The 22,775-nt window shown below is 41.8% G+C and carries 24 protein-coding genes and 3 tRNA genes; 8 read left to right on the plus strand and 19 right to left on the minus strand.

What is annotated here, in order from left to right; all coding sequences use genetic code 11:
- Window positions 1–69: 69 nt before the first annotated feature.
- From moxG to Q7U33_RS05830, 3 genes are all read right to left on the minus strand, one after another.
- Window positions 70–645: a cytochrome c(L), periplasmic gene (gene moxG / locus Q7U33_RS05820; RefSeq protein ID WP_304858682.1), complete on the minus strand. Its 576-nt coding sequence runs from the start codon at window positions 643–645 to the stop codon at window positions 70–72.
- 50 nt (window positions 646–695) lie between these two features.
- A complete protein-coding gene (gene moxJ / locus Q7U33_RS05825; protein WP_304858683.1) occupies window positions 696–1,529 on the minus strand; it encodes a methanol oxidation system protein MoxJ in 834 nt (277 codons plus the stop codon).
- Between the two features lie 187 nt (window positions 1,530–1,716).
- On the minus strand, window positions 1,717–3,516 hold the full coding sequence (locus Q7U33_RS05830; RefSeq protein ID WP_304858684.1) for a methanol/ethanol family PQQ-dependent dehydrogenase: 1,800 nt from the start codon (window positions 3,514–3,516) through the stop codon (window positions 1,717–1,719).
- A gap of 237 nt (window positions 3,517–3,753) precedes the next feature.
- Between Q7U33_RS05830 and Q7U33_RS05835 the strand changes: the two genes are divergently transcribed.
- From Q7U33_RS05835 to Q7U33_RS05860, 6 genes are all read left to right on the plus strand, one after another.
- Entirely contained in the window at window positions 3,754–4,698 is a 945-nt protein-coding gene (locus Q7U33_RS05835) for a histidine kinase (protein ID WP_304858685.1), read from the plus strand.
- Window positions 4,699–4,761: 63 nt separating this feature from the next.
- Window positions 4,762–5,400 carry a response regulator transcription factor gene (locus Q7U33_RS05840; RefSeq protein ID WP_304858686.1) on the plus strand — a complete coding sequence of 213 codons (639 nt, stop codon included), beginning with the start codon at window positions 4,762–4,764 and terminating at the stop codon, window positions 5,398–5,400.
- A gap of 26 nt (window positions 5,401–5,426) precedes the next feature.
- Entirely contained in the window at window positions 5,427–5,807 is a 381-nt protein-coding gene (locus tag Q7U33_RS05845; RefSeq protein WP_304858687.1) for a hypothetical protein, read from the plus strand.
- Window positions 5,808–5,850: 43 nt separating this feature from the next.
- Window positions 5,851–6,213, plus strand: a complete 363-nt coding sequence (locus Q7U33_RS05850) for a co-chaperone YbbN (protein ID WP_304858689.1) — start codon at window positions 5,851–5,853, stop codon at window positions 6,211–6,213.
- A gap of 11 nt (window positions 6,214–6,224) precedes the next feature.
- Complete coding sequence (locus Q7U33_RS05855; protein ID WP_304858690.1) at window positions 6,225–6,917, plus strand: hypothetical protein; 693 nt, start codon at window positions 6,225–6,227, stop codon at window positions 6,915–6,917.
- 14 nt (window positions 6,918–6,931) lie between these two features.
- The gene (locus Q7U33_RS05860) at window positions 6,932–7,288 is read left to right on the plus strand and encodes a hypothetical protein (protein ID WP_304858691.1); all 357 of its coding nucleotides are present in this window, start codon (window positions 6,932–6,934) and stop codon (window positions 7,286–7,288) included.
- Between the two features lie 100 nt (window positions 7,289–7,388).
- Here Q7U33_RS05860 and Q7U33_RS05865 read toward each other — a convergent pair whose 3' ends face one another.
- From Q7U33_RS05865 to Q7U33_RS05905, 9 genes are all read right to left on the minus strand, one after another.
- Window positions 7,389–7,598: a (2Fe-2S)-binding protein gene (locus Q7U33_RS05865; RefSeq protein WP_304858711.1), complete on the minus strand. Its 210-nt coding sequence runs from the start codon at window positions 7,596–7,598 to the stop codon at window positions 7,389–7,391.
- 240 nt (window positions 7,599–7,838) lie between these two features.
- A tRNA-Gly gene (locus tag Q7U33_RS05870) sits at window positions 7,839–7,914 on the minus strand.
- 54 nt (window positions 7,915–7,968) lie between these two features.
- Window positions 7,969–8,042: transfer RNA gene (locus tag Q7U33_RS05875), tRNA-Cys, on the minus strand.
- A gap of 114 nt (window positions 8,043–8,156) precedes the next feature.
- Window positions 8,157–8,232, minus strand: a tRNA-Gly gene (locus Q7U33_RS05880).
- A gap of 74 nt (window positions 8,233–8,306) precedes the next feature.
- Complete coding sequence (gene pgsA, locus Q7U33_RS05885) at window positions 8,307–8,903, minus strand: CDP-diacylglycerol--glycerol-3-phosphate 3-phosphatidyltransferase (protein WP_304858692.1); 597 nt, start codon at window positions 8,901–8,903, stop codon at window positions 8,307–8,309.
- Window positions 8,904–8,963: 60 nt separating this feature from the next.
- Window positions 8,964–10,763, minus strand: a complete 1,800-nt coding sequence (gene uvrC, locus Q7U33_RS05890) for an excinuclease ABC subunit UvrC (RefSeq protein ID WP_304858694.1) — start codon at window positions 10,761–10,763, stop codon at window positions 8,964–8,966.
- A gap of 98 nt (window positions 10,764–10,861) precedes the next feature.
- A complete protein-coding gene (locus tag Q7U33_RS05895) occupies window positions 10,862–11,383 on the minus strand; it encodes an SRPBCC family protein (RefSeq protein ID WP_304858695.1) in 522 nt (173 codons plus the stop codon).
- Between the two features lie 138 nt (window positions 11,384–11,521).
- Entirely contained in the window at window positions 11,522–11,704 is a 183-nt protein-coding gene (locus Q7U33_RS05900; RefSeq protein WP_304858697.1) for a 4-oxalocrotonate tautomerase family protein, read from the minus strand.
- A 158-nt stretch (window positions 11,705–11,862) separates the two neighbouring features.
- The gene (locus Q7U33_RS05905; protein WP_304858698.1) at window positions 11,863–12,567 is read right to left on the minus strand and encodes a cation diffusion facilitator family transporter; all 705 of its coding nucleotides are present in this window, start codon (window positions 12,565–12,567) and stop codon (window positions 11,863–11,865) included.
- 62 nt (window positions 12,568–12,629) lie between these two features.
- On the opposite strand from Q7U33_RS05905, the gene Q7U33_RS05910 reads away from it, so the two are divergent.
- Both Q7U33_RS05910 and Q7U33_RS05915 read left to right on the plus strand, forming a co-directional pair.
- A complete protein-coding gene (locus Q7U33_RS05910) occupies window positions 12,630–13,475 on the plus strand; it encodes a 23S rRNA (adenine(2030)-N(6))-methyltransferase RlmJ (protein WP_304858699.1) in 846 nt (281 codons plus the stop codon).
- Window positions 13,476–13,646: 171 nt separating this feature from the next.
- Entirely contained in the window at window positions 13,647–14,195 is a 549-nt protein-coding gene (locus Q7U33_RS05915) for a TIGR00645 family protein (RefSeq protein WP_304858700.1), read from the plus strand.
- 4 nt (window positions 14,196–14,199) lie between these two features.
- On the opposite strand, the gene Q7U33_RS05920 is transcribed toward Q7U33_RS05915, so the two are convergent.
- The 7 genes from Q7U33_RS05920 to Q7U33_RS05950 form a co-directional block, all read right to left on the minus strand.
- A complete protein-coding gene (locus Q7U33_RS05920) occupies window positions 14,200–15,294 on the minus strand; it encodes a DUF2914 domain-containing protein (RefSeq protein ID WP_304858701.1) in 1,095 nt (364 codons plus the stop codon).
- Between the two features lie 17 nt (window positions 15,295–15,311).
- Window positions 15,312–15,716, minus strand: a complete 405-nt coding sequence (locus Q7U33_RS05925) for a hypothetical protein (protein ID WP_304858702.1) — start codon at window positions 15,714–15,716, stop codon at window positions 15,312–15,314.
- 549 nt (window positions 15,717–16,265) lie between these two features.
- On the minus strand, window positions 16,266–17,030 hold the full coding sequence (locus Q7U33_RS05930; protein WP_304858703.1) for an HNH endonuclease: 765 nt from the start codon (window positions 17,028–17,030) through the stop codon (window positions 16,266–16,268).
- A 108-nt stretch (window positions 17,031–17,138) separates the two neighbouring features.
- Window positions 17,139–19,742 carry a bifunctional aconitate hydratase 2/2-methylisocitrate dehydratase gene (gene acnB, locus Q7U33_RS05935; RefSeq protein WP_304858704.1) on the minus strand — a complete coding sequence of 868 codons (2,604 nt, stop codon included), beginning with the start codon at window positions 19,740–19,742 and terminating at the stop codon, window positions 17,139–17,141.
- A 151-nt stretch (window positions 19,743–19,893) separates the two neighbouring features.
- Window positions 19,894–20,190 (minus strand): hypothetical protein, encoded by a 297-nt coding sequence (locus Q7U33_RS05940; protein WP_304858705.1) that lies wholly within the window; start codon window positions 20,188–20,190, stop codon window positions 19,894–19,896.
- Between the two features lie 119 nt (window positions 20,191–20,309).
- Window positions 20,310–21,851, minus strand: coding sequence for a fumarate hydratase (locus tag Q7U33_RS05945; RefSeq protein ID WP_304858706.1), 1,542 nt, complete (start codon window positions 21,849–21,851; stop codon window positions 20,310–20,312).
- Between the two features lie 8 nt (window positions 21,852–21,859).
- The coding region (locus Q7U33_RS05950) for a fatty acid--CoA ligase family protein (protein ID WP_304858707.1) at window positions 21,860–22,775 on the minus strand (916 nt) is incomplete at its 5' end.

Genomic DNA, 22,775 nt, shown 5'->3' on the forward strand with positions numbered 1-22,775 from the left:
ATTTAATCTAACTATCAAGATTACTTTCCTGTACAAAATTACTTTTACACTTTAATTTTTCCATCTAAATTATTTTTTCCACTTGGCTTTCTTTGGGTCACCGACATACACACTACGAATCCAACTCATGATTTGAAGAATCTCATCTTGTGAAATCAATCCTTTTTGTGGTCCCATCATGCCTTGCCCGCCGCCATAAATCGTCTCAAAAAAACCTTTGTCATAAGCATTGCCTGGGTATGTCCAATAATCGTCGGCAAGTGCAGGCCCAAGCTTTCCTTCAGCCAAATGTCCATGACACCCTGAACATGCTGTTGAAAACAATGTGTAACCATTTTTAATCACGTTTTCATTCAGGTTATATGGGTTTTTTCCAGTTCTTTTAAACTCCTGAACGGCTGGAGAGTCAGCGCCCTTTCCATCATTAAAGTCTAGTGGTTCTCCAGAAATAGTCCCTCTAAAGTCTAAAACAGGACCTAAGGACTCTGGATTTGGGTGAACTAGCGCTTCTTTTGCTACAGTGCCCTTCTGCTCATCTGACGCAGCAGATTGTGGAGAGGCATGACATGCTGATAAGAAACTTGCCATCACTGCGGCTGTACAGAATGCTGAAATTTGGCTACGTTTAAAAGATAAAACTAACATCTTGACCTCTACATATTTTCTAAATGGTATTAATTAACTGCGAAACTTTGTTAAATAGGCAACAGCGGGATGCCTTCGCGCTTAAGTACTGACTCAATCTCACTGCGTTTTTCGTCTATGGCTTTATTAAGTGCCTGTTGTAATTGCACATCATCCTTACGCACCCCCATCACAATCTCATAGTGCATTTGTACAGATTCACCATTAGATTTTTTTGCATCATCTTTCACCAACTGTACTTTCAAAGGTTCTTTTGATTGCTTCACATAGCGTGCCGCCTCTGGCGCCCACAGCATGGCTGCATGGATATATTTGTTAGACACATCGTTCACAACCTCTTGTGGGTCAACCCTCACATATTTATTACGTGTAGACTGGTATTTTTGCTTCTCTGCAAAATAATCAAACATGTCATCAAATCGATTAATTTGTAGCAACATCACCTTGCCTGGACTATCTGGCATGACACCAATGCGGAAATTTCTCTCTTTCAATAAATCATCGTTCCACGAAGAAATATCAATTTCACGATCTTCTCTAGTAATAAACACGTAACCAGTTTTGTAATAAGGTTTAGTCTTAAGCACGCGTGGATCTGTACTATCTACGCCAAGTACCACATCGCATTTCTTCTTATCTAAGAAAAAACCAACGGCATAGCGCGGATCATCCCAGTACACATAATTCAATTTTTTATTCAATGACTTTGCGATTATTTCTGCAATATCATTCTCAAAACCCTCTTTCTTATCATTAGAAAAAGGCATTTCATTTTTTCCTGCACATACGTTCAAATCATCGGCATACACCTGCACTGCCCACAAACTTAAAACACCAAGTACTAAAGACTTAAAACCAGAACGCAAAAACTTTTTATTTTTCATGCTAAAAAATACTCCTCATGCTAAAAAATTCAGGACACATCCAAATAAACATCATGAAACATAAACTGATAGGTGATACATGAAACTCATTTGGATAAGCCTTGGGTGAGTGCAGGATAGGTATCAACCACCCATCCTGCACTACCTTACTGATTCAGCTAATGACTAATTCAACTAACGTTTTGGTTTAAAGGCTAAACACCATCAAACCGCCACCCATGTTGGTGTGATTTTGTAGCTCTTTGAAAGCACCTACAGCACCAAGGCCAGCACTTGGATCAGTCAAGTCAAACACTAGACCAACACCAGGCCAACCACCTACGCCATACATACTTGCAACGTATTGTTTTCCTTTAAATGCGTAAGTCATAGGAGATCCGATACCACCTGAAGGCATTTTGAATTTCCACAACTCTTTACCGTTGTTTTTATCCAATGCTTTGATATGGCCGTCTAAAGTGTTGTACCAAACTAAGCCACCTTTGGTGTACAAAGTACCACCCCAAGCCGCAAATTTTTCCCACTTAGACCATTTCACCTTGCCTGTCACAGTATCAAAGGCACGAACAGTACCCATCTCTGTTTTAGTCGGTCCACTAGGTCCAGGATACATTGCTAGCGTTGCACCAACAAAGAACTGGCCTGCACGGTATGGCAGCATGAACGGCTCCCAATCCATACAAATATGATTCAAACCAGCGTACAAGGTACGTGATTCTGGGTCATATGAATCGACACCTTGGTTGTGGAAACCCATCGCTGATGGACAGATATTGGTACCTTTATGATCCATACGTGTTGAAAACTCTGGGTCACGCACTGGCAAACCAGTTTTTAGATCAACTTTCTTAAACACGTTAACCGCTGGATCAACCTTGTCAGCTAAAATTAATTTACCTGTATCACGATTGAGTGTGTACATAATGCCGTTACGGTCAATGTGCGTAAGAAGCGGTGTCATTTTTCCTTGAACAGGTTGATCAGTCAGCACCATTTGGTTTACACCTGCAAAGTCCCACTCATCATGAGGTGTTTTTTGGTAGCCCCATTTTGCTTCGCCTGTATCGACATCACGAGCCCAAATAGTCATCGTCCACTTATTATCACCAGGGCGCATGGTTTCGTTCCAAGGTGCAGGGTTACCTGATCCATAGTAGAACAAATTCAATTTAGGGTCATATGCATACCAACCCCAGTTAGTACCGCCACCAATTTTCCAAGCGTCACCTTCCCATGTTTTAGTACCTAAACCAAATTGACCATAGTGAGGGTTATGTTCGTTAAAGTTTTTAGCTAAGCGAATTTCATTATCAGGACCTGTAGCAAATGCACGCCATTTCAATGCACCAGTTTTCAAATCAACCGCATTCACAGCACCACGCACACCCAATTCAGCACCTGAACAACCAATCAACACGGTATCTTTAACCACATATGGCGCTTGCGTAAACGTCATACCAACTTTAGGGTCGCAAAGTTCAACTTTCCAGTTCACCTTACCAGTTTTAGCATCTAAAGCTAACAAGTGACCATCTGCTTGTTTTTTAACAATTTGACCAGCACCATAAGCCACGCCGCGGTCAACAATATCGCAACACATGACCGCTTTAGTAGAGGCATCTTGTTTTGGCTTATGAGACCAAACAATTTTGCCCGGGTCATTTAAATTAACAGCGAACGTATTGTTTGGGAATGCAGAATGGATATACATCATGTCACCAATCACAAGTGGCGCACCTTCATGACCATGCAACACGCCGGTTGAGAACGACCATGCAGCCTTTACATTCTTGACGTTATTTTTATTAATTTGATCTAGCGTACTATTATGCTGGCTGTTGTATCCACCAGTTTGCGTTGCCCATTGGTTTGGGTCATTCACACGTTTGGTTAAATCCTCATCTGCAAAAGCAGTTTGCACTGCTGCAAGAACAAGTAAACCGCCGATTGCTGCACTAACGCTGACGTTAGCAACTTTGCGTTTCATATTGATCGTCTCCCTATAAATTGGTTAAACCGCATAAATCCGAAGCCATCATGATTATCAATTTGGCGAGGTGCATTATGTGCCTTGGCTATCTTCCAAATAAGATGAAACATTCCCGATGAAAAATGAAATTACTCATTACAGTTACATCTTGTAACTAGTTATTTACTTCATTACATATCATCGGGAATTATTCCCCTATTCAAGATTCTCTATTTACAGAACAATAACTCCCTTATGAAAATCAATGAATTTTGGAAAATGCGTAAAGACTCTCAACGTGATGCAGTAGCTACCGCAGTCGTGATTGCACTGATATATGTACTCATACTGTGGGTTAACTTGGCAGAAACACTTACCAATTGGTTTGCACAATACGAAGATCTGCAACTAGATGAAATCCCATTCTTACTTTTGCTAATTGCGCTAGGGATGGCATGGTTCTCAAGACGAAGAATGGTAGAACTCAATAAGGAAATTCACTTACGCGCATTAGCAGAAGAAAAAATAATGCAATTACTAGTACAAAACAAAGCACTCACTAGACATGTATTAAGAATACAAGAAGTTGAACGCCTACATCTTGCTAGAGATTTACATGATGATATTGGCCAATACCTATTAGCGATTCGTTTAGATGCATCTGCATTAAATTTAAGTAAAAAAGATCAAAATCTGCATGCATCCACGTCCCTTTATGCAAAAAGAATTTTAGCCAATGCCGACCATATCCAAGCAATGACAAGAGCATTGATGCGTCGCTTAAGGCCCGCCCCAACCAGTAGCCAAGACTGCACTGAAGCTATCAGCATACTGATTAAAGAGTGGCACGAACAACAACCTAACATTCACTTAGATATTAATGTTGAAGCGTGTTCATCGTTATTTACAGAACAAATTAACATCACTATTTATAGATTCATCCAAGAAGCACTCACCAATATTTCAAAACATGCTGACGCACTAAATGTAAGCATCTCGCTCAAATCAATCTCAAATGAACGTGGTCAGTTGCTATGTATAGAAATCATCGACGATGGCGTTGGGTTCAAAGCTGAAGAAACTTCACATGGAATGGGAATCATCGGGATGCGCGAACGTATAGATGCACTGAATGGTACCTTTATTGCAAAAAACAATATCAGCAAAGGTGTAACCATCAGCGCGCAAATCCCTATTTAGAATTTTTAAAAATGAATACAGCGATTAAAAATCAATGTCACAGGAATTACTTGGGGTAAATGAATGAATAAAACAATTTTATTAGTGGATGACCACGCAGTAGTAAGACAAGGCTTAAAAAGCTTACTCGGACAATGGGGCTATCGCGTGGTGGCAGAAGCGTCCAGCGGTGAGTCCGCAATATTGTTATGGCAAGAACACCAGCCAAACTTAGTGCTCATGGACCTAGACATGCCAGGACTAGGTGGCCTAGAGGCATTACAAAGAATTTTAGCGCGTAGCAAAGATGCAAAAGTACTCATCTACAGTATGCATGATGACAACATCTATGCAATGCGTGCAATCCAAGCTGGCGCAAAAGGCTACGTGGTTAAAACGGATGACGTCAATATTTTATTAGAAGCGGTTGATAAAATCATGAAAGGTGGCAAATTTATAGAGCAAAAACTAGCACAACATCTCGCCATCGATTTAATCAATGAAGCTAACAAGCCTTTAGAAAAGCTTTCCCCTAGAGAGTTTGAGGTATTTAGGCAACTAGCGGCTGGTAACTCACTCAGCATCATTTCCGATAGTTTAAACATCAGCTATAAAACCGTTGCTAACATTCAAACCCAAATTAGACAAAAACTTAACGTACATACAACAGCAAACCTTGTTCATCTCGCCATTCAGTTTGGTGTCACGCAAAGTAAAACCTAATTATTAACCATCAAAGGACCACCATTTTGAAAAACACAAAAACATCTTTAACGCTGGCAATGACCAGTCTGATTATCGGCATTTTTTTCAGCAACGTAAGCTTTGCAGAAAACACTAAACCAAATAACACCTACCAAGAAATGGAGTTTATTCAAACATTCAAGGGTAAAAATAAAGCGTTTGTACTGCAAACACTAGGCCAACCAACTAAAAAAAGTAAACCTGTCAAACCATCTAATGCAGACAGTATTGTTGGCCAATCAAATGGCCCAGCTAATTTAAAGAAGGATGAAATTGAGATGTGGTACTACTTTAACCTAGTCAAATACAACTCAAAAAACACTTATAAACAAGCTGAAATTACCTTCATCAATGATGCTGCAACCAATATGATGTTTCTCAACTAAACATTGAGTTCCCCAACACTAACCAATTAGGCAGCCTATCAACATGGCAATTACTAATCTGACACAAGATAACTTCAAAACAGTGATTGAATCCAACTATTTTGTCGTTATCGACTTCTGGGCACAATGGTGCGAACCATGTTTAATGTTCAGAAATACTTTTGAAAATGTAGCTTTAAAACATCCAGATGTGATGTTCTGCATGTTGGAAACAGACACCAATGAGGAAATTGCTTCTTACTTTAATATTGAACAAATACCATGCGTACTTGCCATTAAAAATCAAATCGTGATTGATGGCATTGTTGGTGTCATGCCTAGCCAATCATTTGAAGAAAGCCTGCAACAATGGAGAGATTTCGACACAACGGAAATCAATCGACATTTCGCAGAACAAGATGCTTGAAAATACTCACCATGACCATACGCTGCTTAGCTGCACTCACCACACTATGTCTGACTAGTCAGGTATGCCTAGCTGCAGAACACACAAAACAGGAAAACACCGCTAAAAAAGCTAAAGTACATCATTTATTGCCTATCGCACCAAAGGCTAGCGATGCATTCAAACTACAAAGTGATGACCTCAAAAAATTGATGTTACAGCTATATCAATGCAATCAAAAAGACTTATTAAAAAGCACACAAGTAAGCGCAGAGGAGCTAGTCCAATGGGTATTTGAAGGTCCTTTTGGCTGGAAATTCGATGCAATCAGACAATCACAATCTGTCGATGCATTATCATTAAGCTTCAATGAACAATATCAAGGCGACCGTATCCTTCCCTTAATCACGAGCTTGCACACTATGCTTGTTAGCGCGTATGGGGGTGAGAACGAGTTCAAGTTCACAAAAACCATCTCACCAAAGCATTTATATGATGCCGCTCACAATATTGAAATGGCACGATTTAAACTCATCAACCCATCAAATGATACTCATCACTTCAACGCCAATTGCACAAGCGAGCAAATAAATGAAATTGACACTACGTTTACACACATCATTAACCGTACTGATCAATATGTGCAAAGTATTGGATATACCAGCTCAATAAGAAAAAAAACTAATCCTATAGATTTAAGCTCGGCAGAGTTCATAAGATTTTAGTTGGGGTGATCAGCATGTTAACAAAAGCAACGGCTATCCTGATTAGCTGTTTAAGTATTATTCATACAACACAGTTAATTGCTGGTGAAGAAAATAAAACCACGCTGACTCAAGAGGTGCAATTTCTAGCAACAGAAACTGCCGATTGTTCAATCAGTGATGGCAAACTAATTTCTATTAAAAATACAAATACAAACTACACTTTACATGTATGGATTGATCGATGGTTTATGAGTGTTCAGACACCCGATCATACTAAACAAATACTACTACCTAATTCAGAAGCAACCCCACTAGGATGCTCAAAAGCAAAATCAGGTGGTGACCAGCATTGGACGATACACAGTGTCGTCATCGTGCCATTACAATAAGAGTAATCGGCACTTTATTTGCAAACAGACGAATCGATAAAGGTGTTAACTAATGAAGGCGTAATGATTAAAATCAACTTTAAATCTGTTTCAGCAAACTTCAAATACTACGCTCACCTTGCTCAGACAATTCCTTTAAAAATGCTGCGACATCCCACTCACAGCCACCACAGCCTGAGAGTGCCCCAGTCCATCTGGAGATAGCGTCCATGTCCATGCCTTGTTCGAATAGGCGTTGCATTTCAGCACGCGTCGTTCCACTACAATGGCACATCACTTCATCTGCTGGGTTGATATGTTTTTCATTCATAGAGGAGGAGTTTAACGTTAAGACTGTTCGTAGTTTAACATTAGCCATTTTTAATGCATATCGACGTAGCACTAAATACATCAATCAAAAAAATGTTGTGACTGAAATATCGCGAATTTGAATAACGCCTAATAGGCTTTAACAGTCATTATTTATAATAAAAACATTAAAAAAAAACCTAATGTTTAACTGCATAAAAAAACGGCGAACACATCACTGTATTCGCCGTTTTTTAATATTTGGAGCGGGAAACGAGACTCGAACTCGCGACCTCAACCTTGGCAAGGTTGCGCTCTACCAGCTGAGCTATTCCCGCCTGACTAAAACCAATTAAAACTGCCAAATTAATACAAAAACCACTACAAAACACTGGAGGCGCGAGCCGGAGTCGAACCGGCCTAAACGGCTTTGCAGGCCGCGGCATAACCGCTTTGCTATCGCGCCAATATTGGCATTATATACCATACAACAGAAGTACATTCATTGATGATAAAACCAAAGAGGCATACTTTTTAAAACTAAAACGGCGAAGCATTTAAGCATTCGCCGTTTATTATTTGGAGCGGGAAACGAGACTCGAACTCGCGACCTCAACCTTGGCAAGGTTGCGCTCTACCAGCTGAGCTATTCCCGCGTGTCGTTAAGACAGGCGCCATTATAGAGGGTTTGAGGATATCGTCAAGTACTTGATGCGCATTTTTCATTAAATTATTGTCGGTTTATTTTTGGCATTGCGGCGCGCAAATAATAAGCCATTGATAGCAATGTTAAAAATGCAGCGATGACAATTAACACCTGCCCAAATAATTTTGTGGGGAACGTGCCGACATTCGCCACCACAATACCATCCCAATACAATAGAAATAAAATTGCTATCATTTGCACGGCTGTTTTCACTTTACCGATCATGGCAACACCTACGCTGCTACGCTGCCCTTCACCTGCCATCCACTCACGCAATGCACTAATCGCAATTTCACGGCCAATAATAATTAAGGCGATAACAGCACCTACGCGCTCAAACTCGACCAATACTATCAATGCCGCCGCTACCATTAACTTATCAGCAACTGGGTCTAAAAAAGCCCCGAACGAAGAGGTTTGGTTTAGTTTCCGCGCCAAGTAGCCATCAAGCCAATCCGTGAACGCAGCGACTGCAAAAATAACAGTCGCCGTTAAATTAACCCAATGTGCGGGTATAGCGCCAAAATCTTGCGGATTTGTGGGTAAATAAAAAATAATGACAAATACTGGTATCAACAAGATACGAAGCCATGTCAGCATTGTTGGGATATTACAAGTCATATAGTTAATCTCAAAAAATACTAATTCTCATCAATTGCCAATTACTAATTACCAACTACTTTAATGCAATTCACCATATATTTTCTCAGCCAAACTTTGGCTAATACCTTCAACATTGGCAAGTTCGTCAATACTAGCATTTTTTACGCCATCTAAACCGCCAAAACGCGTTAAAAGCGCTTTACGGCGCTTAGCACCAATCCCTTCAATATCTTCTAAGCTCGAGTGCAATCTCGCTTTAGCGCGCTTAGCACGGTGGCCTGTAATGGCAAATCGATGAGCTTCATCTCGTATCTGTTGCAACAAATGTAAACCTTTGTTGTCTTTTTCCAAGTTAATCATTTCACCAGTATCTGAAAATATCATGGTTTCTAAACCTGGTTTACGATCTTCACCTTTAGCAATACCTACTAGTAAAATATCATCCAGCCCGACTTCAGCCATGACGTCAATCGCCACGCCTAGCTGACCTTTACCACCATCGATAAACACCAAGTCTGGACGCTTACCTTCACCCGCCGCTACTTTCTTATAACGTCTAGTCAGTACGTCTCGCATCGCTGCGTAATCATCACCAGGGGTGATGCCTGTGATGTTATAGCGTCGATATTCACTATTCTGCATATCTCCACGGTCAAATACAACGCAACTGGCGACGGTGGCTTCACCCATGGTGTGGCTAATATCAAAACATTCCATACGCTCTGTACTGTCAGGCAGGTTCAGTGCCTCTCGCAACGCAATCAGCTTAGCAGCCTGATTAGCAGAGGTTGCAGCGCGTTGACTTAGTGCTAACTCTGCATTTGTTTGTGCCATTTTCAGCCATACGCGTTTATCGCCAATCGGATTAGTATTGATTTTTACTTTACGCTCCGCTTGCTCGCTCAACACTTCTTCAATCAGGTCTGTTTCAATTTTAATGCCAACCACAATAAGTGGCGGTGTATTTTGCGCAACATAATGCTGCGTTAAAAAGGCTTCCATGCTGGTTTCCAAAGTTTCACCTTCGGAATTCTTTGGCATATAGCTTCTATCACCCAAATGCCGCCCGCCACGTATCATCACCAAATTAATACAATGCTGCCCTTGAAGCTCAGTACAAGCAATCACATCAGCATCTGATACATTAAAATCACTGACAAACTGTTTAGCCTGCACTTGACGTAACGCCTGAATACGATCTCTAAACACGGCAGCTAGCTCATAATCTTGATTAGTTGCGGCTACATTCATTTGTTCTGCGATGGTATCCATTACTTCTGTTGTTTTACCCTGCAAGAACATCGCGGCCTGATGCACATCATTGCGATAATCATCTGCCGAGATAAAACCTACACAGGGGGCCGTGCAACGCTCTATCTGATGCTGTAGACATGGACGGCTACGATTGGCAAATACGGTATTTTCACAAGTGCGTAACTTAAACACCTTTTGCAGTAGTTGAATACTTTCACGCACGGCGACTGAGTTGGGAAATGGTCCGAAATACTGATTACCCTTTCGTTGCGAGCCACGATGAAATGCTAACCGTGAATACTCATCTCCTGTCAGGGTAATGTAGGGGTACGATTTATCATCACGAAACAACACGTTGTACCGTGGCATCAAGCCCTTAATCAGGTTGTTTTCTAGTAGCAGAGCTTCAGCTTCACTGCGCGTCACTGTTGTTTCTATGCGTACGATATTGCTGACCATCATCCGCGTACGCGGGCTTGGCAGGTTCTTATTAAAATAAGAGGAAACGCGTTTCTTGATATCTTTGGCTTTACCGACGTAAATGACCTCGTCACTCGCGTTAATCATGCGATAAACGCCCGGCAAATTAGGTAAGTTCTTTAAGATGGGTTTAGGGTCGAACATGAGCGTATTTTAACAGCCCATTAATTGAATTGGCTTAAACCAGTGACGGTATATATAACAAGATGAATATTAACCGTCACTGTTACTACTGAAGCGAGTTATTCTGAGATTTTTTTAATATTTTCTAAACCTGATTTGAAAATACCCAAAATTGCCGCTTTAGCTGCAGCATCATCTTGACCAGCCGCGCCTGGGTTAGCTGGGTCTTTACGTTTAAAGTTTGCGCTCCAAACAACGCTCGTTTTACCGTCAGCACTTTCTTTAATCTTTAAAGTAGCACCATACTCACGCACTGGTAATACGCTCTCTGTGATTTCGTATTTCATTGTTTTACTTCCAGCATCAAAACTAGTGAGCACTTCATTAATTTTGCCACCATCTTGTGTAGTTAATACACGCGTAGCGCCAACTTCATCGGCTTTACCGCTAGTGATTTCAGTTTTAGCAATCGCTGGGTGCCAGCTCATATCGGCAAAACTACCAATTTTTTCCCATACTTTGTCAGCTGGCGCATTAATTTCAATGGTTTCTTTCAAACGGATTGTTTCGTCAATCGCAGCAGATGCTTGGTTGGTAAACGCAAACAATGAAACCAACATTGCTGTAAAAAATTTACTCATAAAAACCTCAAAATGTTAATCATTAAAAAAATATGCCCATTTCATTTGAGCGGGTAAGAATATACATGATAATTTAAACAAGATGTATGCAAACTAAAGTACATTTCTCAATAAACCTCTAATATCTTGGCTTAAAATCTAGGCATCCAACAACTCGCCTGCTATCGCCCAATCTTCATAAGCAACTTCTTCAAAGGTGATGTAGGTGTAAGATTTTGGTTTATGTGCAACACGCTCTAATGTCTCGGTAATTTCTTTAGCGATTTGCGCTTTTTGCTCGCGGCTTACTTCCCCTGCTAATTTAATATTCACGTATGGCATGGTTTATTCTCCTTTAGTTTACAAAAATTTAGTGCATCTCTCAGACACTTGATACGCACCACAGATTTTCTTAATGATCACTTCATCCAGTCTACTATAAGTGCGATACCCAACGCTGCTTACAAAGCCAACCAGCCGACTATCTGCAATTAATCAGCCTAATGAACATGGTCGTGCTGATGACCATGCTCGTGGTGATGGTCGTGCGCATGTTGGTGATATTTAGTCAGTTGACCTTTTAGTGTTAACAAAATGTCGCGCATTAAATTAAATGTCAGCATCAATAACAATAATGAAATGAATAATGACAAAATAGGATCAATCAGCATCCAGCCTGTAAAGTAAATCACTAATCCAGCCACTACTGCGGCTACAGAACCCAATAAATCACCTAACACATGGAGAAAAGCCGCACTATTATTTAAGCTTTCACCATGCTCATGTGCTTGGTGATGTAATTGCTTAGCAACAACTAGATTAACAATTAGCCCGATACTTGCGATAACAATTAAACCAAAGCCTTGCACATGATGAGGCTGTTTAAACCTAGAAATTGCCTCTATCACGATAAAAATAATCACCAGCAACATGGTCATCGCATTGATGACTGAAACGACCAACTCAGCATAACTGACTCCAGAGTGATGTCGCGCAACGTTAGGCTTTTTGCTCATGACAGATGCCATCCATGCCAGCCCTAGCGCGGCAACATCAGAGAACATATGCCCAGCATCACTTAAAAGTGCTAGCGAACCCGTGTACCAACTACCAACGGCTTCTACAATAGCAAAAATCAGAATGAGTAAAAATGGAATAAAATAATGATCGTGATCATCATGGTTGTTTTGAGTGGATGTATTCATAAGCTAAATGCTAACCCAAAAATCTGGGATAATGTCGGCTTATCACTATTTTTAATCATTCTATGCTCAGTTATCGCCACGCATTTCATGCAGGCAACCATGCCGATGTGCTTAAGCACTACGTATTAGGCCTAGTGCTTGCCCACACCAAACAAAAAGACAAACCATTCTGGTACATTGATACACATGCTGGTGCTGGCATGTATAGCCTGCAAGATGGCTACGCGACACAAAACCAAGAGTTTGAAGAAGGGATTAGCAAACTATTATCGGCTAAAAACTTACCACAATCTTTAGCAGATTACGTTGCACAGATTCAGTCATTTAACACTGCTAGTGCGCTGAGTTTGTACCCTGGCTCACCTATGGTTGCTGAATCATATATGCGTGCAGATGACAGAATGCGCCTATTTGAGTTGCACCCTAACGATCACACACTGCTATCAGAAAACTTTGAGGGCTTTGGCAAACAAGTTAAAGTTGAAATGCAAAATGGCTTTAAAGGTCTAAAGTCGTGCTTACCTCCACCACCGCGGCGTGCAGTGGTATTGATAGACCCACCTTATGAAGATAAACAAGATTATCTATATGTAGTAGAAGCCATTAAAGATAGTTTAAAACGATTTTCTACTGGCACCTATATCGTTTGGTATCCGTTACTACAGCGCCCAGAACCAGCTGAAATGTTAGATGACTTATTAGCACTAGGTGTAGCAGACTGGCTACATGTGACCTTATCTATTGAAGCGCCTTCAGAAGAAGGCTTTGGCATGTATGGCAGCGGATTATTTATCATCAACCCGCCATGGACCTTACCTAAAACCTTAGCTGAAGCGATGCCAATTTTAACAGACCTACTTGCGCTTGATGAAACGGCAAATTTCACTTTAGACAGCCAGATTGAATAAAAAAATACGCATTCAAACTGCTACAATACACACGTTTTATTCCAAATTCTAAATCATTCGTGTCTAGGCGACGAGGCGAAGACACTGCTGTACCAAGGCAAGCCGAAGGTAACAACGTACGAATGGTTTAGAATTGGAATTATGTTATTTATTTAAAGGCTTTTACATACTATGCAAGAAAAAACTAAACAACATGCGACCGTGTATAAACAAGGTAGCATTATGACCAATATTTTATTTGGTAGCCGCTGGTTACAACTACCGCTTTATTTAGGCTTGATTGTAGCGCAGGCTGTCTATGTGTTCTTTTTTGGCGTTGAACTAATTCATTTAGTATCAACTGCACACAAGATTGTTGAAGCGGATATTATGCTGATTGTATTAGGCTTAATTGACGTAGTGATGATTTCAAACTTGCTGATTATGGTGATAGTTGGCGGGTATGAGACCTTTGTTTCACGCTTGAACTTAGAAGGCCACCCTGATGAACCAGATTGGCTCTCTCACGTTAATGCCAACCTGTTGAAAGTAAAGCTTGCTACAGCTATTATCGGCATCTCTTCAATTCATTTGCTGAAAACTTTTATTAATGCACAAAACTTGTCCGATAAAGTATTGATTTGGCAAACAATCATTCATATGACCTTTGTGCTTTCTGCTGTGGCCATTGCTTATATTGATAAGCTTATGTCACACTCTTCTCAGCCAAGAGAGCACTAACTCACTAATAAAGCAGCACCACACGCTGTGGTGCTGTTTCTACATATTGAACAGTGAACTTGTGCACGGTAATCGTCTTTTCGTTTTCAGTTTCTACACTGACGCGCCAATCACCCTCAGCTAAATTATTTTTGTAAGTGTATCCTCTAAACCCAGCATAACGGCCACCAGATAAATCAAAACCAATGCGTGATTGCGTTACCCAGCCTTGCTTTTTATTGTAATACTGCCAGCGATGATACAGTTTTGCTTCAAGGCCAGGTGGTGCGAATATCGAAGAAAAACAATAGACTCGCTGACCCGTCACCATTGCCAAATGATTACTGGTGTTACGCCAAACCATCCACCAAGGTGATGCTTGCTGCGTTAACCGATATTGTCCATTAGCTTTTTCTAATTCAAATGCGACCACCACATCACGCTTGACCAAAGGCACAGGCGGAATCATATCAACCGCATAAGCGATCATGAGAAATGCCGCAATTACCGCCACAGGTTTAATACTACCTAAATGATTAGGCGTTTTTTTATAGAGCCAAAAAGCGAGGCTAGCTCCGAGCAAAGTGCTTAAATAAAACCATACGGGATGAATGCTACCGAGTATGAATGGCAATGCAAAGTTAAACAGTAACATTGCACACAAACCGAACATAGACCAACTTAGCGTAAAGCGCTTATATTCACTCTCTAAAAACTCATTGGCGACCAGCAACATCGCCAAAAACAGAGACATTATCCATGCAAGCCAATGGCTGGAACTCTTAAAATATAAGATAAATAAGGCGCTGAAAAGGCTACCAAACAAGAACTGAAGTAAAAAATAAGGTAGCCGTGGTGTGTAATGCCTTTTAAGAACCGACACTAACTTACGCTCACTATTTACGATTGCTATAGGTCGGCCGATTAAATAGAGAATCAATGCCGCGCAAAGTAAGTACCCAGCAAATATCCATAAATCCAAGGCGGCAACGTTGCGACCTATCGTCAAAGCATCCCACACAAAACCTGCCACAAAGAACACCGCAGGTAAAAAGTCAGTGAGTCTGCGTACGCGTTGTAGCCCTGCTTGCATCCAAGACGCATTCATTAATATGTTCATACGATTAACAATCAAGCCTATAAAAAATGGCCAAGCACATAACCGATGATAATGCCGATAATTAATGCAATGGTAAGCCCACGGTAGGTGAGCACATCTTTTGAATAACCGCGCTTAATGGCGACAAATGAAACAATGTAACCTATCGCATTTAACAACCAAATGATGGATAGGCTTAGCACCTTCACTACCAATGGACCGATGACAGGCACTAAGCCAATCACACCTAGCAACCAGACAAATACATTAGAGACAACGCCAAATAACAAAATGCCCGCGGTAACTGCTTTTGCATCCCAGCCGAAGTGCCAAGCGGCGAAAACCACCACGACCAACACAATGCTAAGCGGCAGCATCCATTTCCATGCGTCACGCTTCGGCGGCTTAATGATATCACTATCAAAAATGTGTTTTTCGTCCATGAGATAATCAAGGTAGTTTAGGATGGAATGATTTTAGCATTGAACCGTGTTTTCGATAATTGCTAAACCCAAAGTAATCAGCCATGCTCACCTACGACTTTGCAAGTGCGTTAGCAATAGCAAATCGAAATAGCTTGTGATGCGATAGTGGTAATTCACTTATGACTAGATAATTTACGGTGCAACCGCGTGGGTCACAAGTGACAGACCCTACAGGGCTACAGGCTTACCCCAGCCATTCCCCTGTTGCAGCGCCTTCGTTGCTTAGGTTTAATGGGGGTTTTCAGCTAGCGGCTGTTTGAGCAAAGCGAGTTTCCGCTTGCTGCCCATTAAATCTAAGCAACGAAGGAATCAAGCTGCATGGGGTAGCCTTTTCTTTGGTTTCTTTCTTTTGGCTACACAAAAGAAAGAAACTCGCCTGTCGGGCGAGACCGACAAGCTAGCTAGTGCGGATTAGAGTTGCGTGGGCAAACAACTTGCCCACCCTACAGGGCTAGCGAGGGGGTACGTGGGCAAAAAAGTTGCCACTCTACAAGGCTACGGGGCTTGTTAGCTAATCAGTTTGATGAGTTCTTGAATGGTGAGATATTTGCCATTAATTTGCCTGTGAAGCATTGCATGGCAATTTGTACAAACTGGTATTAAGTCATTCACATAGTCAATTTTGTAGTTTTTTCCAATACTGTGAATCGGGGTGATATGGTGTACGTGTATGAAATCTTTACCAAGTTCTCCATAAATTTCTTCAAAACTAAAATTACATATTTTGCATGAATGACCGTGTGCCTCTATACACTTTGCTCTTGCAATAGAACTGCGTTCGTATTTGTTGACAGAAACTTGCTTTTTTATTCCTTCAAATATTTCGGGAGAAGATTCAATTGTTTCTGGGAAAAATTCATCGTTTGCTGTGCTAAAAATTGATGAAATATATGACTCAAGAGCTTCATTTACCTTTATCGGGCCTTGAGGCGCAGCTTTTAGGCCATGTTCTTGGAGAAAAGGAAGAGATAACTTTTCTGAGTCCACCTCTTCAATTAGTTCAAGATTGAGAAACTTACCATCTAAGGACTTTTCATATTCTTCTTTGTTAATCCAATAGTCTTTATCATCTCGAATTTCTGATGAGTTTTTGTCAATTGCCGTTACTCGGCACTTGTATCTAACTCTTTGAATTGGCGATGTACAGTATATGTAAACAATATCGCCAATGCTGTATTTGGAATTGCCTTGACGCCAATCAATCGACCCGTAATGAGCGAATGAGCCTGCGTGGTCGTACATTTTTCCATTTGCTGAAATCAACCAAATCATACCGTTACTTTATTTGAGCCTAACGTAAATCGGCCATACTATTTGACCAATATCCTTGTGTCAAACTAGCATGGCTAATGATTTCAAATGTAATTAAAGATTAATACTTCAAACAGCCTCAGCAATCGGAATGACTTTTTTACCATTAGAAAGTGCTTCCAAAGATGGCGTGTAATCCGTCATTTGATCAAAATTCAGGTATTTGTAGATTTCAGCCGTATTAGCAAGTTTATTGCCTACAGTCTCCAAATACTCTGCATGCGTCGGCATACGACCCAATTTAGCACAAACCGCCGCCAACTCAGCTGAGCCCAAATAAACGCGCGCATCTTTACCCATACGGTTATCAAAGTTACGCGTACTGGTTGAAAACACGGTCGCCTTATCTGCCACACGCGCTTGGTTACCCATGCATAGTGAGCAACCTGGCACTTCTGTTCTGGCACCAGCTACGCCGAATACAGAATAGACACCTTCATCACGCAATTGCGCTTCATCCATACGGGTCGGTGGTGCAATCCATAAACGTGTTGGAATGCCACCAGAACCCTCTAACACTTTAGCTGCTGCGCGATAATGGCCGATATTCGTCATACAACTGCCGATAAATACTTCGTCAATTTTATCGCCCACCACTGCTGTTAATGGTTTGATGTCATCTGGGTCATTCGGGCAAGCGACTAATGGCTCAGTAATCGTATTGAGATCAATTTCAATCACATGTGCGTACTCAGCATCTTTATCAGCCTCTAATAACTCAGGCTTAGCCAACCAAGCTTGCATGCTGGCGATACGGCGTTGCAATGTGCGTGGATCTTGGTAGCCGTTATCAATCATGTTTTGTAACAACACGATATTTGAAGTTAGGAACTCAATCACTGGCTCTTTATTCAATTTTACAGTACAGCCGTTAGCGGAGCGCTCAGCTGAAGCATCTGCAAATTCAAACGCTTGCTCTACTTTTAAATCTGGCAAGCCTTCAATCTCTAGGATTCGACCGTTAAATACGTTCTTTTTACCTTGTTTACCAACGGTTAAAGTACCTTCTTGGATAGCAGCGTAAGGAATTGCATTTACTAAGTCACGCAAGGTAATGCCGGGTTGCATTTCACCTTTAAAACGCACTAAGACAGATTCTGGCATATCAAGCGGCATTACACCCATGGCGGCGGCAAAAGCCACTAAGCCAGAACCAGCAGGGAATGAAATACCGATTGGGAAACGTGTATGTGAGTCACCGCCAGTGCCAACAGTATCAGGCAACACCATGCGATTTAACCATGAGTGAATCACACCATCACCTGGGCGCAAGCTAACGCCACCACGGCTGCTCATAAACTCTGGCAAGCTGTGTTGTAGTTTAATGTCCACTGGTTTTGGATAAGCGGCTGTGTGGCAGAAGCTTTGCATCACTAAATCAGCACTGAAACCTAAACACGCCAACTCTTTAAGCTCATCACGCGTCATGCCGCCAGTCGTATCTTGTGAACCAACCGTTGTGGCCTTAGGCTCACAATAGGCACCTGGGCGCACGCCAGTACCTTCAGGCAAACCACAAGCTCTACCCACCATTTTTTGCGCCAGCGTGTAGCCTTTACCAGTGTCTTTTGGTGCGATGGATTGAATAAATAAATCTGATGCTGGCAAACCTAGCGCATGACGCGCATTAGTGGTTAAACCACGCCCAATAATCAATGGAATACGGCCGCCAGCACGTACTTCGTCTGGCATGGTGGTTGGTGCTAGTTCAAACGTGCTAATCACCTCGCCTTGTGCATTTAATACCTGTCCTGCATAAGGTTTAATCGTGATCACGTCACCCATTTGCATTTTTGACACATCACATTGAATCGGCATCGCGCCTGAGTCTTCTGCGGTGTTAAAGAAAATTGGCGCTATTTTGGTGCCTAAAATGACCCCGCCAGTGCGTTTATTTGGAATATTAGGAATGTCATTACCCATAAACCATTGCACTGAGTTGATGGCTGACTTACGTGAAGAACCAGTACCGACCACGTCACCTACATAGGCAATTGGCAAGCCTTTTTGTTTGAGTATTTCAATGGTTTTTAAACCTTCTGGCATTTTATTCACCAGCATTGCTTTTGCATGCAATGGAATATCTGGGCGGCTCCACGCTTCTTGCGCTGGGCTCAAATCATCAGTATTGGTTTCACCATCTACTTTAAACACAACAACTTTAATTTCGTCTGCCAAGATTGGCGCATTGGTAAACCATTCAGCATTTGACCAAGACTCGATGAGTTTTTTAGCATGCACATTGCCTGCTTTCATTTTTTCATCGACATCATGGAAGGCATCAAACATGAGAATCGTTTGAGATAAGGCTTTAACAGCGGCGTCCGCCATGGGTGGGTTAGTCGCAGATAAATCTAACAACCCTACCAATGCTTGCACATTGTAGCCACCAAGCATGGTACCTAATAATGCAACCGCTTTTTCAGCACTGACTAATGGTGATACTGCTTTGCCATTCGCAATGTCTGATAAAAAGGCCGCTTTCACATAGGCAGCTTGGTCCACACCCGCTGGGACGCGATTTTCGAGCAAATCTACCAGTGTTTTTTCTTCACCTGCTGGTGGATTTTTAAGCAGCTCTACAAGTTGTGCAACTTGTTCTGCTGATAATGGTAGTGGAGGAAGTTGTTGTGAAGCACGTTCTTGCACGTGCGCTGCATAGGCTTTTAACATAACGATTTTCTGCTTAGATTTCTAGTTAAATAAAATTGTGTTTATTATAAACCAGCTTAACTTAATGATGATTCATACATGAGTAAGGATTCACGCATTTACATGATGTGACCATGCTACGATGCGCTCATCCTACAAAATCAAAAGTCAGCTAGTTCGTTAAATGTAATGTGCTTGCAAAAGGCGTGCCACAGCTAGTGCCTTTAATCGAAGCTTCAAATCTTTCTAAGATTTCACTCTCGTAGCCCTTGCCATGTTTTAGCTCTAAAAAGGCGCGCACTTCGCTGGCATCCGCAAATCCGTTTTTATCGGTATCCATTGATACTACGTTATCTTCAACCGTTGGGCCAGTATATCTGCCCTGCGTGTCGGTCAATACATCAAGCACAGTGGCGGCATGTACATGCGATGCCAACATTAAGCTTATCAACATTAAAAGTTTTGTCATTTGTGACCTCATCAACTTACTCCTTAGTATGAGTTAAGAGTGATAATCCCAGCAATAATTCATTGTAATAATTCATAAAGCATCGCTCATAAAACATAATACATTCAGTCTATCACTTATTAACTCACTGGATGAATCACCATCACCTCGTCTGACGCTTTACGTTGTGCGATTTTATGCTTCCACTCCGCAGGGCCAGTGGTATGTACTGAGCTACCGCGACTATCCACTGCGACTGTGACTGGCATATCCTGCACGGTAAACTCATAAATCGCTTCCATGCCTAAGTCTGCAAACGCTAACACTTCAGCTTTTTTAATGGCTTTGCTCACCAAGTAAGCTGCTCCACCCACCGCGGTTAAATAAACAGATTTGTATTTAGCAATCGTTGCTATCGTTTCTTCACCACGTTCAGCTTTGCCGACCATGCCTAACAAGCCAGTTTGGCTCAACATGGTTTCTGTAAAATCATCCATACGTGTTGCTGTGGTCGGGCCTGCTGGACCAACCGCTTCAGCGCCGACCGCATCTACTGGGCCTACGTAATAAATAAAACGGTTAGTAAAATCTATTGGCAGCTTTTCGCCTTTTTGCAGCATGGTGACCATACGCTTATGTGCAGCATCTCGACCTGTCAACAGCTTGCCATTGAGTAGCAAGGTCTGCCCTGGCTGCCAAGCTTGTATTTCTTGCTGGGTAATCGTATCAAGATTTACCCGTAAAGACTGCTCGCTAGGTGCCCAATTCACATCAGGCCAATCCGCTAAACTCGGTGCCTCCAACACAGCTGGGCCACTGCCATCTAACTCAAAATGCACATGTCTAGTGGCAGCACAGTTAGGAATAATCGCTACAGGCAAGCTGGCGGCATGGGTCGGATAGTCTAATATTTTCACATCCAACACAGTAGTTAGGCCGCCTAAGCCCTGCGCGCCTACACCTAGATTATTGACCTTCTCAAATATCTCAAGCCTTAATGCTTCAATCTTATTTTGTGCGCCTTTTGCTTTCAGTTCATGCATATCAATAGGCGCCATCAATGACTCTTTCGCTAACAGCATGGCTTTCTCGGCCGTACCGCCGATGCCAATACCCAGCATACCAGGCGGGCACCAGCCAGCGCCCATGGTTGGTACTACTTCTAATATCCAATCAACAATGCTGTCATTCGGGTTAAGCATGGCAAGTTTTGCTTTATTTTCACTACCGCCACCTTTAGCCGCAATGCTTACTTCAACTTTATCGCCTGCCACCAACTCAACATGTACTACAGCAGGCGTATTGTCTTTGGTATTTACACGCTTACCCGCTGGGTCACTCACAATCGAAGCGCGCAGCTTATTTTCAGGTAACAAATAAGCACGACGTACGCCTTCATTCACCATCTGTTCCAATGAAAGCTCAGTATCGAAATGCACACCCATACCTACTTTTACAAATGCCACCACAATGCCAGTATCCTGACATAATGGACGCTTACCTTCTGCACACATACGTGAGTTGGTTAATATCTGCGCAATCGCATCTTTTGCCGCTGGCGACTCTTCCTGCGCGTAAGCGGCTGCTAATGCTTGGATAAAATCGGCTGGGTGATAGTAAGAAATATATTGCAAAGCATCTGCAATGCTCGCAATAAAATCCTCTTGTTTAATCTTAGTCATCGTATGATTTATCGTGTTGATTTTGCTATCGCAATGGTTGAGTTAATATCTTTACGTAAGATTTTACCATTCTTAGTACGTGGGAAATCTTTTGCGAGATAAACCGTTTTTGGCGATTTATAAGCCGCAAGATGCTGTTTACCAAACTGCAATAAATCATCTGGGGTGACGCTTACTTCTGGTTTCAAAATCACATAGATCACCACGAGTAGTTTATCTTTTTCGATTTCCTCACCAATTGCCGCGCAATCTGCCACATCAGGGTGCCCTTTGTACACACGCTCAATTTCATAGGGCGATACACGATACCCAAAGCTTTTAATGATGTCGTCTTTGCGACCTAGAAACCAAATGTAGCCATCAGCATCGTATTTTGCATAATCTCCTGTGAAAAAATAGCCATCATGCTTATATTTTGCTGTTTCTTCATCTAAATTCCAATAGCGCAAAAACAAGCCTGGGTCTGTATCTGTCACGCAAATCATGCCCTCTTCGCCTGTTGCAACGGGCTCACGCGTATCTGGATTTAACAACTGAATGTCGTGCCCAGGTTGCGGAAATCCAGCTGAACCTGCACGAATTGGGCGGAATTTACTTTGTGACAAGTAGTATGAAAACTCACTCATGCCTACTGCTTCGTAGATATCTAAACCAAAACGTTCGCGCCATTGGTTTAGCACTTCATCTGACAAGTGTTCACCCGCGCTCATGTAGTGGCGCATGCTGGGTAATTGTTCTTTTGAGGTGGTCGTTTTTTGTAAAATCTGACGATAGATGGTTGGTACACCAATAAAAATAGTCGCCTGATGCTTTTGAATCAAATCTAACCACTTTTGCGCATCATTTTTGCCCTCATGCACAATCACAGTTGGTCCCAAATACAAAGCGTCCATCACTCCTGAACCGAACACATAGGTCCAGTTG

Source organism: Methylotenera sp., assembly GCF_030653755.1.
GTDB lineage: Bacteria > Pseudomonadota > Gammaproteobacteria > Burkholderiales > Methylophilaceae > Methylotenera.